Origin of the sequence: Kothea flammea (genome assembly GCF_052161645.1) — a bacterium.
In the GTDB taxonomy this organism is placed as follows: domain Bacteria; phylum Planctomycetota; class Planctomycetia; order Pirellulales; family Pirellulaceae; genus Laterigemmans.
Genome location: NZ_CP197414.1, coordinates 2839530 through 2854785, shown reverse-complemented (window position 1 = coordinate 2854785; position 15256 = coordinate 2839530). Strand labels below are relative to the sequence as shown.

11 protein-coding genes are annotated in these 15256 nt (G+C 57.0%); 10 read left to right on the top strand and 1 reads right to left on the bottom strand.

Annotated features, from left to right (window positions below; all coding sequences use genetic code 11):
* Positions 1–8 precede the first annotated feature (8 nt).
* The 9 genes from SH139x_RS10860 to SH139x_RS10820 all read left to right on the top strand — a co-directional run bounded on the left by SH139x_RS10860 (position 9) and on the right by SH139x_RS10820 (position 10820).
* A complete protein-coding gene (locus tag SH139x_RS10860) occupies positions 9–596 on the top strand; it encodes a phage portal protein (protein WP_488355998.1) in 588 nt (195 codons plus the stop codon).
* Complete coding sequence (locus SH139x_RS10855) at positions 568–2337, top strand: hypothetical protein (protein WP_488355246.1); 1770 nt, start codon at positions 568–570, stop codon at positions 2335–2337. Before SH139x_RS10860 ends, SH139x_RS10855 begins: the two co-directional genes overlap by 29 nt.
* Entirely contained in the window at positions 2338–3270 is a 933-nt protein-coding gene (locus SH139x_RS10850) for a hypothetical protein (protein WP_488355245.1), read from the top strand.
* Between the two features lie 8 nt (positions 3271–3278).
* Positions 3279–5612, top strand: coding sequence for a phage tail tape measure protein (locus SH139x_RS10845; protein ID WP_488355244.1), 2334 nt, complete (start codon positions 3279–3281; stop codon positions 5610–5612).
* Positions 5613–5752: 140 nt separating this feature from the next.
* Positions 5753–6535, top strand: coding sequence for a hypothetical protein (locus tag SH139x_RS10840; protein ID WP_488355243.1), 783 nt, complete (start codon positions 5753–5755; stop codon positions 6533–6535).
* Between the two features lie 9 nt (positions 6536–6544).
* A complete protein-coding gene (locus tag SH139x_RS10835; protein WP_488355242.1) occupies positions 6545–7213 on the top strand; it encodes a hypothetical protein in 669 nt (222 codons plus the stop codon).
* Positions 7214–8407: 1194 nt separating this feature from the next.
* The gene (locus SH139x_RS10830; RefSeq protein WP_488355241.1) at positions 8408–8926 is read left to right on the top strand and encodes a hypothetical protein; all 519 of its coding nucleotides are present in this window, start codon (positions 8408–8410) and stop codon (positions 8924–8926) included.
* Complete coding sequence (locus tag SH139x_RS10825) at positions 8923–10236, top strand: alpha-mannosyltransferase (protein ID WP_488355240.1); 1314 nt, start codon at positions 8923–8925, stop codon at positions 10234–10236. The genes SH139x_RS10830 and SH139x_RS10825 overlap by 4 nt, the downstream gene beginning before the upstream one ends.
* A 14-nt stretch (positions 10237–10250) precedes the next feature.
* Complete coding sequence (locus tag SH139x_RS10820) at positions 10251–10820, top strand: FkbM family methyltransferase (RefSeq protein WP_488355239.1); 570 nt, start codon at positions 10251–10253, stop codon at positions 10818–10820.
* Positions 10821–11100: 280 nt separating this feature from the next.
* Here SH139x_RS10820 and SH139x_RS10815 read toward each other — a convergent pair whose 3' ends face one another.
* Positions 11101–13485, bottom strand: a complete 2385-nt coding sequence (locus SH139x_RS10815) for an ATP-binding protein (protein ID WP_488355238.1) — start codon at positions 13483–13485, stop codon at positions 11101–11103.
* Positions 13486–13915: 430 nt separating this feature from the next.
* Between SH139x_RS10815 and SH139x_RS10810 the strand changes: the two genes are divergently transcribed.
* Positions 13916–15220 (top strand): IS256 family transposase, encoded by a 1305-nt coding sequence (locus tag SH139x_RS10810; protein ID WP_488355237.1) that lies wholly within the window; start codon positions 13916–13918, stop codon positions 15218–15220.
* Positions 15221–15256 lie beyond the last annotated feature (36 nt).

The following is a 15256-nucleotide window of genomic DNA, read 5'->3' as shown; positions in this document are numbered from 1 at the left end:
TTTAGTCGATTCAGCGTAGTGCTGGGAAACGCCGCAAGTGTCTGCGAGCCGAGCAGCCATCGACCACATACGCCGAGTTCAAGAAAGAGATCCTCAACGAAATCGCGCGTTGTTTGAATATGCCGTTTAACGTGGCCGCAGGGAATTCATCGGGCTATAATTATGCCAGCGGTCGGCTCGATCATCAAACCTATTATAAATCGATCCGCGTTGAGCAGACGCAACTTGCTCGCGTGGTGCTCGATCGCATTCTCAAAGCATGGTTCCGCGAAGCCATTCTCATCGAGGGCTACTTGCCCAATTCGCTTCGCACGCTCGACAGCACATTCGAGCATCAATGGTTCTGGGACGGCCACGAACATGTCGATCCCGCCAAAGAAGCCAATGCCCAAAAAATCCGCCTCGCCAATCATACGACTACTCTGGCCCACGAATTTGCAAGGCAGGGGCGTGATTGGGAGGCGGAGTTAAAACAGCGAGCCAAAGAACTAACGCTGATGCGTGAACTGGGCTTATCGCTCGAGTCCGAGTCTGATTCTCCATCTGAACCTGAGGTTACAGAAGATAATGCCGAAGACGTCCCCCAATCCGCTTGAAGACGATGCTCAGTCCGTTCCCAGTAGCTTGCGGATTGTGTGTGATGATTCCACATCGATCGCGCTGCAAGCTGCCGAGTCGCCCGAGGAAGGTAAGCCGGCCCTCCGCAAGTTCTCAATGACTGCCTACACCGGTGGTGCAATGCGGCTGGGCGGCTGGCCTTATCCGGTCGTCGTCGATCTGGCCGGCATGCGAGTGACTCGCAAGAGCCGCCCCATCCTCAAGGATCACGATCGCGGCAGTATCGTTGGACACACCAGCGACATCAAGGTCAGCCCCCAGTCGCTGGAAGTTGCCGGGGTGATCTCGGGTGTGGGCGCCACCGCTCAGGAAGTGATCGCCACGAGCGAAAACGGCTTCCCCTGGCAAGCTTCACTGGGAGCTAGCGCCGACAAAGTGGTCTTCATTCCCGAAGGCAAGGCTGCCCAGGCCAACGGTCGCGAATTCAAAGGGCCGGTTTACGTGGCCCGCAAGTCGACGCTGGGCGAGGTCTCGTTTGTGGCTCTCGGCGCGGACGACAACACCGAAGCCCGCGTGGCTGCCGGACAAGCGGACGCTGACGAACAAGGGGCTGAGCCTGAAGAGCAAGAGACCAACGCCAGCGATATGCGCGGAACCAATGGAGCGAATACGGTCGCTCCGCTATCGGCCGCCGGTGTGCGATCTGCGGTTGGGCTGGCGTCGGCTAATCTTGATTCGCAGCTTGGAAGCAAAGTTACTAACACTCAATTGCAAGCGGCTTTACCGGCTAACTTTGCGGCGCTCGGTATCAGTGCGAGCGGTCATGTTGGACGCGTGACGCTGGTAGATACGACCACGACCAATGCCGACATGCGTGGGACGGATGGAGCGAATACGGTATCTCCGCTGTCGGCCGCCGGTGTGCGAGCTGCAATCGGCTTAGCGACTGCAAATCTCGACACTCAGTTAAATAGCCTTCTCACAGAGGCTGATCTACTTACCGCTTTGCCCACCAACTTCGCCGCCCTCGGTATTAACGCTAGCGGTCATATCTCGCGTGTGACACTTGTCGACACCACAACGACCAACAGTGACATGCGGGGGACTGATGGAGCGAATACGGTTGTTCCGCTGTCGGCCAGTGGTGTGCGGGCTGCGGTTGGGTTGGCATCGGCTGATCTTGATTCGCAGCTTGGTGCTTTGCTTAGCGAGGCTGATCTTCTTGCCGCTTTGCCCACCAATTTCGCTGCCCTCGGTATTAACGCCAGCGGTCACATCTCCCGCGTGACGCTAGTCGACACGACGACATCGAATACCGACATGCGAGGAACAGAGGGAGCAAACACTGTCATTCCGCTGTCGGCCAGCGAGGTGCGCACAGCGATCGGCCTTGCATCCGGCAATCTTGATAGTCAATTAGCTGGCCTTCTGAATGAAGCCGATCTACTTGCGGCGTTGCCGTCAAACTTCGCTGCCCTCGGTATTAACGCGACTGGTCACATTTCCCGCGTGACGCTCGTCGATACGACCACTGCAAACAGCGACATGCGCGGAACCGATGGCGCCAACACGCAAACTCCTCCATCAGCTGCAGTGATCCGCGATGCGGTGCTCGATACGGTCTTGGCTCATGACCACAACGTGCTGGGGTCACTAAGCGACTTTATCCAAACCACCTCGCTGGCGGTCGATGATGTAATCAAGAGTGGTGAAGAACGCACATTGACCCGTGCCGGGAAAGACCCGGTTAGCTTTACTGAAACCCGGGTGCTGAGGTAAATGAGCGCCAGCGTATTCTTTGACGATTTCTTCGGAGCGCCCAGTTCGGGAAGCGGACTCACGGCAGAGGAAGCTGCTCAGCTGGCTGCCGCAGCCGCGCTGGCCGATCGCTTGCCCGAACTTCGCACCGCAAAACTCGACCTCGATCTTGCGCACGCGGGAGCGGCCGCGCTCTATCAAGCGGACCTTTCTGGGCTTGTCACCAGCGATTTGCTCCCTGCTAACTTCAGTCAGATGCAGATTGACCTTAGCGGGCGAGTCACCAGCACTGGCGATACAAGCCTATCGGCCGCAGCGGTCTGGGACTACTTTGTCTCTGCCAGTGGGGACGCTGCGGTGAACCGGATTGCCACGGCCGTGGGGTTGCCGGGCGAAGCGAGTTTTCAGTTGTCACTTACCGTGCACGATCAAGACAACCAGCCCGTACGGTTCGTCCGCCTTTCGCTGGCCGGCTCCGCAGTTGCTCGCACGACGGATCAATTCGGCGAAGCTATCCTTTACGCTGGACCGGGCGACTATCAACTTTTCGTCGAACCTCCGTTTGGATTTTCACCGGTCGCGCCACAACCAATCACGATTGCAGCTAGCGACCAAACAATCGCCATCGCGGTACAGCGGGAGTTGCCAGCGCTGACCGTTGCCCCGGGGAGCTGCGCGGTCACGCTGCAAGTCGTCGATCAAGCCGGCCTGCCACTGGCTGATCTCGCAATCACTCATCGCGTGAGCGCGGGATACGCCGTGCTGGACGACCAGTGGATGGTCAACACGTTGTCTCCCGTGATCACAAACTTCAGCGGCATCGCGCAGCTAGTCGCCGCCCGTGGGCAAGTTTATGACTTCACCGTGCAAGTTTCCAGTACCAATCAAGTGACCATTCGCCGGCTGATTCCCGATGCCGAGTCGGCCACGCTCTCGATGATGGTGGAGGCTTAGCGTAAGATATGTCCGCAGTCAAAGCTGGTGCCGCTTACGTGGAGCTCACCACACGCAACGGCAAACTTCGCCAGGGTCTCCGATCAGCCCAGCGGCATTTGCAAGATTTCGGCAATAGTGCTCGCTTGATCGGCGGCCAGCTACTTGGCATGGGAACGACGGCAGCTACCCCGATGGCCATCAGTGCCGCCGTCTTTGCGAACTTTGATGACGCCATTCGCTCGGTCCGCGCGGTAACGCAGGCTAGCAGCCGCGATTTTGAACGCTTGCGAGATCGGGCCAAAGAACTGGGCGCGTCAACCAGTTTCTCAGCAACACAGGTCGCCAATCTCATGACCGAGCTGGGACGAACCGGTTTTAATCCGTCGCAGATCGTCGAGATGACCGGCGCCGTGATGGACTTGGCCCGCGCGACCGGGACCGAAGCGACGATGGCTTCGGGCATCATGGCGGCAACCATTCGCCAGTTTGGCTTGCAAGCTGAAGATGCCACCCGGGTTGCCGATAGCCTTACCGCCGCTGCCAATAAATCATTCAATAGCGTGGAGTCACTCGGCGAGGCACTCAAGTATGCTGCCCCGGTGGCGGCCGATGCCAACATGCAACTGGAAGACACGCTGGCGATTCTTGGCTCGCTCGGGAACATGGGCATCCAAGGAAGTGACGCCGGCACCTCGCTGCGGCGACTGCTGACGCGCAGTGGTGCCCAGGCAAAGAAGTTCCAACAAGTTTTCGGTGTGGCCACGCTCGATGCGGCTGGTAACGTGCGACCGCTGGTCGATGTGCTGGGCGACGTTGCCGAGGCAACGGCGAATTTGGGAACCGGGGAACGGGCTCGCCGCTTTCAAGAAGTGTTTGGCCTGCTGGGAATCACTTCAGCGTCGGCGATCGGCAAATCGGTGACCAACACGCGCGAGCTTTACGAGCAACTGGTCAACGCCAGCGGCGCCGCGGCCAACACGGCCAAGGAGATGGATGCTGGGATCGGTGGTGCGTTTCGGATTCTCAAGAGCGCAGCCGAGGGAGTTGCGATCGCGTTTGGTGAAGCAATCGAAAAGCCGCTACAGCGAGCGGCCGAGGCGATCTCGGGCACGCTCTCGGCAGTGATTCGCTGGATTGAGACCCATCATGAGGCCGCCAAGTCGATCGCCAAAGTCGTGCTGACCGTACTGGCGGTGGGGGCGGCGCTGGTGGGCTTGGGCGTCGCTTTCGGTGCGGCAGGCTCGATCATCGGCGGATTCCTGGCGGTGCTCAGTTTGGTCGGTGCAACCTTTTCGGCAATCGGAATCGTCCTGGGGACGCTGCTTTCGCCTTTAGGATTGGCTATCGCCGCGGTGGTCTCGCTAGGTGTTTACTTGCTGCACACTTCGGGCGTGGGCGGGCAGGCACTCAGCTGGCTCGGCGAGAAATTCAATGCCCTCAAGTCCACCGCCACGGAGGCATTTGGCGCGATCGGTCGTGCTTTGGCGGCTGGTGATATGGCGGCGGCTGGCAGGATTCTGTGGCTCACGCTCAAGCTGGAATGGCAACGCGGCATCCAGGCCCTGGAAGGTTATTGGCTAGCCTTCAAAGAAGTCTTCATGAATACGGCCAATGCCATGATCTTTGGCGTGGCCGGGGTGATCAGCGATGGCTGGGCGGCAATCGAAGTGGCTTGGGTTGAAACGCTGGCGTTTCTCTCCGATGCCTGGTCGTTGTTCGCCAGTTCGCTTACCAAGACTTGGCACGCCACCGTGGGCTTTATTAAGAAGGCCTGGGTACGGCTGAGGTCGCTGTTCGATTCCGACATCAACGTCGAAGCCGAAGTCAAGCAGATAAACAAGGATGTGGCAGCCCAGCAGCAAGCAACGACCGATAACATGCACGGTCAGATCAGCGAGCGTGAGCGACAGCGACGGCAAAGGCGCGCCGAGATCGAGGCCCAGCGTCAAGGTCGAGCCGACATCTTGGGGCAGAACCAAGCTGATGAACAAACTGCCCGCCAGCGAGCTGGCCAGCTGGCTCTCGCTCAAACCGCCGCGGAGCTAGCCGCAACCCGCAAGGATTGGCAAGAAGCCGTTGCAGCACTCAAAGACTCGTCAGCGGATGCCGATTCAGCTGGCTCTTCATCCGCAAATCGGCCAAGCATAAAAGCACTACAGCAAGCGCTGGCCCAGTCATCCCAAGTGGTCGCCGCCGAGCAGCAAGCCGTGGAAACCAAGAGCACGTTCAATGCGTTCGCAATCCGGGGCCTGGGAGCCGATAGCCTTTCGGATCGTGCCTTGCGTGCCGCCGAAGCGACTGCGGCCAATACCAAGAAGCTGATCACGGCGGTTGAAAACAACGGGATTGAATACAGCTAAAGTCGCCTTTCGCTCCGTCGAAAGCCCTAAGTCACCTTTCGCTCCGCCGAAAGTCAACAGCAACACAACTCTTGCGAAGCAAAACGCAACCGCAACTCAACGCTCATTCCTAACATCTTGCATCGTATCACTCCGTCACCATGACACCCGTCATCACCGAACGCTTCGACTCTCGCGCGACAACCGCTGGTGATGATCCGGCGGTCGAGCTGTTGTATCAAGTGCGTGGAACCGAGTCTGACACTGAGGTTGTGAACCTTGTCGTGGGCACTTCTCCGGAGGTCTATCTGGAGCTGGACCGCGAATCGATTCAGACCGAGCCGCTTGGCGGCGGAGTCTGGAACGCCACGGTGCGTTATGGTCTCAAAGGCAACCCGGCCGACTACGAGTTTGACACCTCGGGTGGCTCTCAGCGGATCGCGACAAGCTTGGCCACATTGCAGCGAACCTCGCTAGCTGGTTATGCGGCGCCCGACTATCAAGGGGCGATCAACGTTAGCGAAAACCGCGTGGAAGGGACCGATGTTACCGTTCCCGTCTTCACGTTTTCAGAGACGCGTTATTACGATGGATTGCTTGTCACACCCGCATTCAAGTATCAAATCTTTCAGCTAACCGGACGCGTTAACGGCGGTGCATATAAGGGTTTTGCCAAGGGTGAAGTGCTGTTCCTCGGCGCTAGCGGCTCGAAGCGTGGCAAGGAACAGTGGGCGATCACCTTTAAGTTTGCCGCATCTCCGAACGTCATCGACCAACCAATTGGTCCCGGCAATCTACTAGTCAGCAAAGAAGGATGGGAATACCTCTGGGTCCGCTTTCAGGATGAAGTGGACTCCAATGCCTTGATCAAGATTCCAGTGGCTTTTTACGTCGAGCGGGTTTATCCCTACGGCGACCTGGGTTTGTTGGGACTGGGGATCTAAGGCCGCCGCATGTCCGATAAATTTCAGCCCGTCACGTCCGGCCAGCCACTTCGCTTGCCCGCCGCCACCTGGAACGCGATGCTCGATGCGGCTCGCGCTCATGAGCAATCGAAGTTTGATCGCAAGTCGGGCGTGACTGATGGACTGCGACAACCGACGCTTGCCAAAGTCCGCAATCAAACGGGCCAAGCGAGAAATCAGTTTGACGTGGTCGGCTTGCTTGCGCCGCTCATCGGGCCGGGTGACAATTTCTCCGAGTTCCAGCGACAAGCCACTTTCAGTGCGGGACTACCTCTTGCGGGAGGAGCCGTGGGGATTCTCACCGAGCCTTTGGCTGCCGGCGCAATCGGTACGGCCGTGGTTGCAGGCGTGATCGCCGCTCGGGTTGCCGTGCCGGGGACGGTTTATGATTGTGCCGAGCCGCTGACCGGGACCTCAAATCATCTCCGCAGTGTCCCGCATGGTCCGTTTCGTGTGTTATGGATTGAGCAGAATGGCTTGCCGCTCCGCTGGGCGATGGTCCGGTTTGATGATTCCAATCAAGAGGAAGTGGTTTATATCACCAGCAACCAGCCGGACGAGGATGGTTTTTATCCAGGGATCGTGCAGCGCTATGATGTCAGCAGTGGCGGCTGGGGCAACCGCTATCCTTGTAAAGTGCTGGACGCTAACGCATGACGCTTCGTTCGCAGCGATACTTGGGCCGGCATATGGGGCAGCGGGATCAGCAGCCAGTCTATGCGGCGACTTGTGGCGAGCTGCGCGGCGATGTCTTGCCACCACGTCAGCTGGGGCACTTTCTAGGGTTGGCTGGTAGCGTGCCGCTCTATGCGATCTCGCGCTGTGACTTTCCCCAGCTTGGTCGTTATCTTACACATTATGTTGGTTTCGATCAGTTGCCAATTTATGCGCTGGTCTGTTGCCCGCATTCAGCAAGTGGTTATTCAGGCTACTCGGGGTCGAGCGGCTATTCGGGCTCCAGTGGTAGCAGTGGCTCATCGGGCTCAAGCGGACTGAGTGGTTCGTCGGGAAGCAGTGGTTTTTCAGGATCAAGCGGCCAGTCGGGTTCGAGCGGCACAGCGGGCAGCAGCGGCGTTGTGGGAAACTCGGGCTCGTCGGGCTCAAGCGGTTCGTCAGGCTCAGGCGGTTCGTCAGGCTCAAGCGGCTCCAGTGGCTCGTCAGGTTCAAGCGGCTCGTCAGGTTCAAGCGGCTCGTCAGGTTCAAGCGGCTCGTCAGGTTCAAGCGGCTCGTCAGGTTCGAGTGGCTCATCAGGTTCAAGCGGCTCATCGGGCTCAAGTGGCTCATCGGGCTCAAGTGGCTCGTCGGGCTCAAGCGGCTCGTCGGGCTCAAGCGGCTCGTCAGGTTCGAGTGGCTCGTCAGGTTCGAGTAGCTCAAGCGGCTCGTCGGGCGACTCAGGTTCTAGTGAGCAATCAAGCTCGAGCGGCCAATCAAGCTCCGGCGATTCATCCGGCCTGTCAGGGTCTTCGGGCCTCAGCGGACCTGGTAGCGCGGTCGGCTCCAGTGGTGGATCCTCGGGTGTTGGTTCTGCCAGTGGCTCGCAATCCGGCTCAGGCTCAACAGGCAGTACGGGGGCCAGCGGATCTTCCGGAGCCTCTGGCAGTAGCGGCTTTTCTGGCAGTAGCGGCTCGTCCGCCGGCTCAAGCTCTGGCAGCTCGCAGCCCAGTGAGCCTTGTTGTTGCCCCTGCTATTACCAGTGGAACGGATTCTCGTGGGAACCAGTTGCGGTTGAGGACCCTTGCGACACCGCCGAGGGCCCCTTCGTGCCGCTCTGTACATGCGCGCCGCGCTATGACTTGCCGCCGGGAAGTTATTTCGGCGAACTAATCTACACCGGTTGTGAAGGAGCGGACGATGGTGGCATGTCCTTATAAACGCGATGGAACTTGTGAGATTGCTAGTGACCTCAGCGGGCTTCCCGTCTCGGTCGATGAGGCAGCATGTGGTGCCTGTCAGCGACAGCCAGATCCGCAAGCTCGCAATCGCGTCACCTGCGGACTGGCTGTGCAAGCGCGACGCACTGCCGGCTTGCCGGTAGCGACCGCGCTGCTCCAGCAGGCCGCCGGCTATTCGCACATTGGGGATTGTCTCGGCGAAGAGATCGAGAGGGCTCGCCGGCGACTCGCTCGACTTCATTTAGATTGGTTGATTCCCACCGTTCAGTGCCAAGCCTGTGCTCAGCTCCGCGGACGGCTCAACACAATGACCGGCAGGCAAGTGCGAGGCGAATACCGCGAACTCGCCCGGCAAATGGCCCAGCGCTGGGAACAATCCGTGCCAGCAGCTGGCTGGCTGCCGCTTCGTGAACAGCTCATCGCTCGGGCACTACGCCGAGCGGTCAACAAAGCTCGGACCATCAAGGAAGGCCAATGAGTATCAATCGCTGCCTGGAAGCCACTCCTCAATTGCCAGTCAAACAGATGATTGAGCTGATCGAAACTTGTCCGCCGGGACCTTGGCCCAGTGGCTGGGCAACGTGGGAGAACGTGATCGAAGCCCATCGCAGGCTAGTGGACCGTTTCATTGCCGAGTTAAAACCATCTCGCCGGACTTACCCAATTGACCTCGGCATCGTCATCGCCGGCGGAGGCCTCAAGTACTTTCCCAGCGTCTGGGTAAACGTGCGGCTGTTGCGGCATTTCGGCTGCACGCTGCCGATCCAGCTTTGGTACTTGGGCGACGGCGAAATCGATCCTTATATGAGACGGCTGCTGGCCGGTCATGATGTCCAGTGCGTCGACGCGCGGCAGTTGGAGCGGGAACATCCAGCACGCATTCTTTGTGGCTGGGAGCTGAAGCTTTATAGCACTCTCCACTCCCCGTTCGCACAAGTGTTGTTTCTTGATGCTGACAACGGCGTGGTTGCCGACCCGAGCTACTTATTCGACTCTCCTGAACTGGCAAAGCATGGTGCCATTTTCTGGCCCGACTATGCCTGCTGGACACTGAAGGCCGACGTGTGGGAGATTTTCGGCATGCCCGACATGGCCGAGCCGGAAGTTGCCATGCATGAGCGAGCCTTCGAGTCGGGGCAATACTTGATCGATAAACGCCGCTGCGCCGCCGAACTGCAAACGGCCCTCTGGTACGCCGAGCACTCCGACTTTACCTTCCAGCATGTGTACGGCGACAAGGAGTGTTTTCATTTGGGCTGGCGTAAAGTTGGCAGCCAGTACGCGATGCCCACCGCCGGCCCGGGCTGGAATCAGCACACGATCGTGCAGTTCGATTTCCGAGGTCAGATTATTTTCCAGCATCGCTGCCAAGACAAATGGCGATTTGGTGGCAATCGTTTCACTGAGTCGCTGGCGAACGAACAACTGTGCTTCGACTTGGTCGCCGAGCTAGCCAGACGCTGGTCAGGCACTTTGTGGCAAAACGACGAGCCGACACCCGATGAACAGCAAGTCATCGAAGAGCTAACCGGCAAGCGGGCAAAGTACGAGCGAGTGGGCCATGACCAGCGAACGCTTGGCTTCGAATCCAGTCGCGTGATTAGCGAAGGAGCGGCGGAGTGCGAACGTGTGTGGCACGTGAACGAGGTCGACGGTCAACCTGTGCTCACGATTTCCAGGCTTGATCGCCCGACCTGTCACCTGCGCCGCGGCCCTGATGGCATCTGGCGCGGCCATTGGCTGGAGCACGAGCGCATGCCTATCGAGCTCACGATTCTCACCGCCTAATCAAGGAAGAAACCATGGAGCCGTTTGCAGTCTGTTACAAGGCGTTCGGCCGCGACTTTCACATTGAGCCGGCCAGTATCCAGCACGCCAATGCCGTCTTCCAAGACGAGTACCAGATCGCGGCCTTACGCCAGCACGAAGTCCGCACGATCGTGGACATTGGAGCCCACGTCGGCAGCTTTACGGTACTCTGCCATCAGCACTGGCCAGCCGCAAAGATCGTGGCAGTGGAACCGCATCCCGAGAGCTTTGCGTTACGCCAGAAAAACACCGCTCACATCCCCAGCGACCGGCTTCAGCTCATCAACGCAGCGGTCACCGAGACGTCCGGGAGCACGCTCTTATCATCGTCTGTTTCCCACAGCCGAGTCGGCGAGTACGTGCCCAGTCTGTGGGCTGACCTAGAAGCGCGGCCCGGGGATTTCGGAGTCGAAGTCCCCGCGATCACCACCGCCGAACTCTGGAAATCCATCGCTGCCTTCGGCATTCAGCAAGTCGACCTGCTCAAACTCGACTGCGAAGGAGCCGAGTACCTGATCCTTCCGGAACTCCAGCGACTGGGTCTGCTTAACCAAGTCGGCTAGATCCGAGGCGAATGGCACAGTAAATCCAGCAATGGCCTGCTAAAAGCCGCTCTCGCCTCCACGCACGCGAGCCACATCGACCCTAACGAACCGCATCATGTCGGGCTATTCCTGGCTCACAGAAGCAGATTGTCGCCGAAGTTCTCGTAAACGCATGGCTAGTTTGCGTCCTCAGCAACCACCCCATTTGCGGTTTCAATTCATCTAAAAATTTATCAGCAGCTATGATAAGTCTCAGCGAATAGTGCTCTTGAGAAGTGACTTGCAAAAACTTCATGAGCTACTGTGCTGTTGGAATGGAGGCAAACATGTCCTTGACATCACAATAAGCGGCCTTCGGAAGAACTGAAGGCCGTCGGTCTTTGGCTTCCAGACTGTACTTGACACATGTCTTGATCAGATGGCCTTTGTCAATTGGCTTGCTCACGTAATCATCACAGCCCTCGTCTAGGCATTTTTGTCGGTCCCCTTCCATTGCATGCGCTGTGAGAGCAATAATTGGCAGGGAAAAACCGTGACGCCGCAAGATGCGAGTCGCTTGATATCCATCGAGTTCTGGCATTTGCATGTCCATCAAGAGAAGGTGTGGAAATTCTTGATCTTGACATGCCGTTACGGCATCGACAATTTTTCTACCATTGTCAAAAAGTTGAACCTCGGCCCCCGCTTTTTCCAAGTGATGCCGCAGCAGACGTTGGTTATCAATTCCATCCTCGGCAAGATAGATGCGAGTTCCTGTGAGTACTTGATTTGCCCTAGCCGCGTCGCTTTCGTGTCGGGAATTGTTTTCAAGAGTCACAACCGATGTAACTTCATTGACGTCCCACATTTCGACGTTCGCGGGGTGCTCGGCGAATATGGATGCCGTGAATGTGGTCCCCTTGCCCAGGATCGAATCCACCGCCAAACAGCCGCCCAGCATTCGAGTGAGTGCGCTGGAGATATAGAGCCCCAGGCCCGTACCGCCAAACTTGCGAGAAGTGCTGGTGTCGGCCTGCTGAAAAGCAGCGAATTGTGCGATCGCATCGCGTTGTTGAGGAGTCATCCCGATGCCAGTGTCAACGACGCTGAACACTAGTTTTGGGCCAACGCAGTCGTATGACACCCGAATGGTAACGCTACCCTTTTCAGTGAATTTGATAGCATTGCTAACGAGATTTAAAAGAATTTGCCTGATTCGGGTTGGATCGGAGTAGATGTGCCTGGGGATCGGAGTGTCGTAACGAATGTTGATCGCCGTTTTCTTTTTCAGTGCATGGGGACGGGAGATGGAAGCTGTTTCCTCTACAATTTTCGCCGGGCTAGTCAGAATCTTTTCCAGCGTAAATTGTCCCGCTTCCAGCTTAGAAACGTCCAAAATATCGTTTATGATTGTAAGTAGGTGATTCGCATTCGATTGGATCGTGCGAATCGCTTCCTTTGTTTGCTGAGGGTCATCGACAAAGTCTGTCGCAAGAAGATCGCTATATCCGAGGATCGCCGTCATGGGGGTGCGAATTTCATGACTCATATTTGCGAGAAATTCGCTCTTCGCTTGGTTCGCCATGTCGGCCTGCTGCTTTGCACGTATGGCCCGTTCGCCACTTTCGACCAATTCGGTGACATTAGATTCCACCGCAATAAATCCGATCAACCTCCCTTCAGCGTTATGCTCGGGGATAATCTCCAGATCGAGCCAGTAGTTTTGTCCAGTTTTTGATCGATTCAAGATTCTCCCTTGAAATCCTTTCCCCTGGTCTAAGGCTCGTCGCATTGAGACGATTACTTCTGAGTCGGTTCCTTCCGACTGAAGTAACTCGCCAGGATTTTGGCCCAGGCATTCCTCCAATGTGTATCCTGTGAGCCGTGTAAAACCTTCGTTGACCCATACAATTTTTCGATTTTCATCAGTCCGTACCATCGCGTTCGTCGAATGCTTGGCGAAGGCGGCTAGCCGAGAAGCTTCTGTTGTCGCGAGTTCAGCATTTGCGATCGCTTGCTCCATGAGGGCGGTCGCTTTCATCGCCTGACGAAGCACCGGATTTACGAGCCAAATAGCGGTCCCCGTCAACAAGCACACAATGAGCACGGAAAGAACCCAGCTGACCGCTCGATTCCGGGCCAGCCGCGCCTCGGCACCAAGTTCGTAGCCTAAGACAATCTCCTCCATAATCGGCAAAAACGCTTCCGCCGCGACGTTGACTTGCTCAACTGTGTCCCGAAATTGGACTTGCGGGACATCGTTGTGCTCCTGAGTAAGGGCTACCAACCCCCTTGCTCCACCGACAATTTTAAGAACGTGTGGCTCGATCGCGTCATAAAGCTCTTGAAACCGCTCTGAATTCTCCCTCGAAAGATAGACTCCATGTTCGCGAGAAACTAACGCGTCATGACTCTGCTGAAATTCGTGGGTAACTTCTTGCAATCGACTCGCAATAATGTCGTTACTTTCTGATGATTCCGTTGCCAGCGCTCTAGCTTTCATCGCGATCAGCTGACTCAGTGTACGCTGACGCCCGGCTTGATTGATGACTCGGGCGTCATCTGACATCGTTGAGGTCGTCACCGACCTCGTAAGCTCCGCGGCAAATAACAATGCGACGGTCAGAAAGAGTACTGCTTTGAACAAGTCAGAGAGCACACGAAGTTGCCGCGAATTGCGGCGAACCGTACCGGTGGAATTCATAAGCGGACTGCCGAGATTCTTCACTAATGCTATTTAGGTTACTTTTAGTCAACAAGTCATATCATCCTCGCCTGGATGTTGGTGGCACCGCCGATTCACCCGCTTGTCTCAATATTTTTGGTCACGATAAATCCCTCGGCAAGTCTTTTTCGAGGGCACTTTACCTAGTCTCTTTGGCGCCACTTCTTGTGATGACCAGCGATTCACCACAATGGGTGTCGCGGCTCACCTTGGTGTCCTATCTGTGGAATTCGTCTGCTGTCTCCCGATCCAGATTCTTTGCGGTGGTAAGTTTTCCGCATGGTAGTCATTAGACTTAATTCTCTGAGAGGTATTGTCGAAAGTTGTGTTCTTGAAAGATTGAAAAAGGTGGCGCATCCTGTTGGAACTTGAACCCTCCAACGGCCCGAAGTGGGCAAAGGAATACGCCATGACTAAGAGTAAAACAGACCGAGCCGACGTGCCAGTGGACCAACCCGTCGATCCCGAAGTGATTTCCTTTCGGGCCCAGTTCGACCAGCGCAGCCCCCTGGATGAGATCGTCAAAGAAGGTGCCCGACGTATGCTGCAGACCGCGATCGATGCCGAAGTCGAGGCATTCATCACCATGCACGCCGATCGTACCGACGCGCAGGGCAGACGCTTCGTCGTCAAGAATGGAAGCCTCCCCCAACGAGAAATCCTCACCGGTGCCGGGGCCATCCCCGTCACGCAGGGGCGAGTTCGCGACAACGATCCCGATCCAATTAACCGCGTCGCGTTCTCCCCGAGCGTCTTGCCGAGCTACCTACGAAAAACCAAGGCGATCGAAGAGCTGATCCCGTGGCTGTACCTCAAAGGAATCTCAACCGGTGATTTTGGCGAAGCTTTGCAGGCGCTCGTTGGCGAGCGTGCGGCTGGCTTGAGTCCCAACGTGGTCTGCCGGCTGAAAGAGCAATGGTGCAGCGAGTACGACGACTGGAGCAAGCGGGATCTGTCGGGCAAGCAGTACGTTTACGTCTGGGCCGATGGCATTCACGCCAAGGTGCGACTGGAGGACGATGCCAACAAAAAGCAGTGTTTGCTAGTGCTGATGGGGGCAACGAACGACGGCCAGAAAGAGTTGATCGCGGTACTCGACGGCTATCGCGAAAGCGAGCAGAGCTGGAGCGAGTTGCTGGTCGACCTAAAGCAACGCGGCTTGCAGCTGTCACCGAAGGTTGCCGTTGGCGACGGTGCTCTGGGCTTCTGGGCGGCGATCCGCAAAGTGTTCCCCGAGACTCGTGAGCAACGCTGCTGGGTTCACAAGACTGCCAACGTACTGAACAAGATGCCCAAAAGCGTTCAGCCCAAAGCGAAAGCCGACCTTCACGAAATCTGGCAGGCTGAAACAAAGGATGATGCGAATAAAGCGTTTGGCAATTTCATGGAAAAGTATGGTTCGAAGTACGCTCCGGCATGCGAGTGCCTCAAGAGGGACCGCGACGTGCTGTTGACGTTCTACGACTTTCCGGCCGAACACTGGAGTCACCTGCGGACAACCAACCCCATCGAATCGACGTTCGCAACCATTCGGCTTCGTCACCGAAAGACCAAAGGCTGCGGTACCAGGCGAGCAAGCCTGGCGATGATGTTCAAACTCGCTCAGTCGGCTTCACGGAAATGGAGACGACTCAACTGCCACGAAAAGATCACCCTCGTCATCGAAGGACGTTCCTTCAAAGACGGAATCATCCAGGAGGAAATCGCTGCCTGATTCAAATTCTCAAAACACAACAATTGACAATATCTC

Excerpts from the sequence above, each read along its gene's own strand:
- SH139x_RS10830 (WP_488355241.1), top strand. The coding sequence starts at position 8,408 with ATGGTGGCATGTCCTTATAAACGCGATGGAACTTGTGAGATTGCTAGT.
- SH139x_RS10810 (WP_488355237.1), top strand. The coding sequence starts at position 13,916 with ATGACTAAGAGTAAAACAGACCGAGCCGACGTGCCAGTGGACCAACCC.
- SH139x_RS10855 (WP_488355246.1), top strand. The coding sequence starts at position 568 with ATGCCGAAGACGTCCCCCAATCCGCTTGAAGACGATGCTCAGTCCGTT.
- SH139x_RS10820 (WP_488355239.1), top strand. The coding sequence starts at position 10,251 with ATGGAGCCGTTTGCAGTCTGTTACAAGGCGTTCGGCCGCGACTTTCAC.
- SH139x_RS10840 (WP_488355243.1), top strand. The coding sequence starts at position 5,753 with ATGACACCCGTCATCACCGAACGCTTCGACTCTCGCGCGACAACCGCT.
- SH139x_RS10815 (WP_488355238.1), bottom strand. The coding sequence starts at position 13,485 with ATGAATTCCACCGGTACGGTTCGCCGCAATTCGCGGCAACTTCGTGTG.
- SH139x_RS10825 (WP_488355240.1), top strand. The coding sequence starts at position 8,923 with ATGAGTATCAATCGCTGCCTGGAAGCCACTCCTCAATTGCCAGTCAAA.
- SH139x_RS10850 (WP_488355245.1), top strand. The coding sequence starts at position 2,338 with ATGAGCGCCAGCGTATTCTTTGACGATTTCTTCGGAGCGCCCAGTTCG.
- SH139x_RS10835 (WP_488355242.1), top strand. The coding sequence starts at position 6,545 with ATGTCCGATAAATTTCAGCCCGTCACGTCCGGCCAGCCACTTCGCTTG.
- SH139x_RS10845 (WP_488355244.1), top strand. The coding sequence starts at position 3,279 with ATGTCCGCAGTCAAAGCTGGTGCCGCTTACGTGGAGCTCACCACACGC.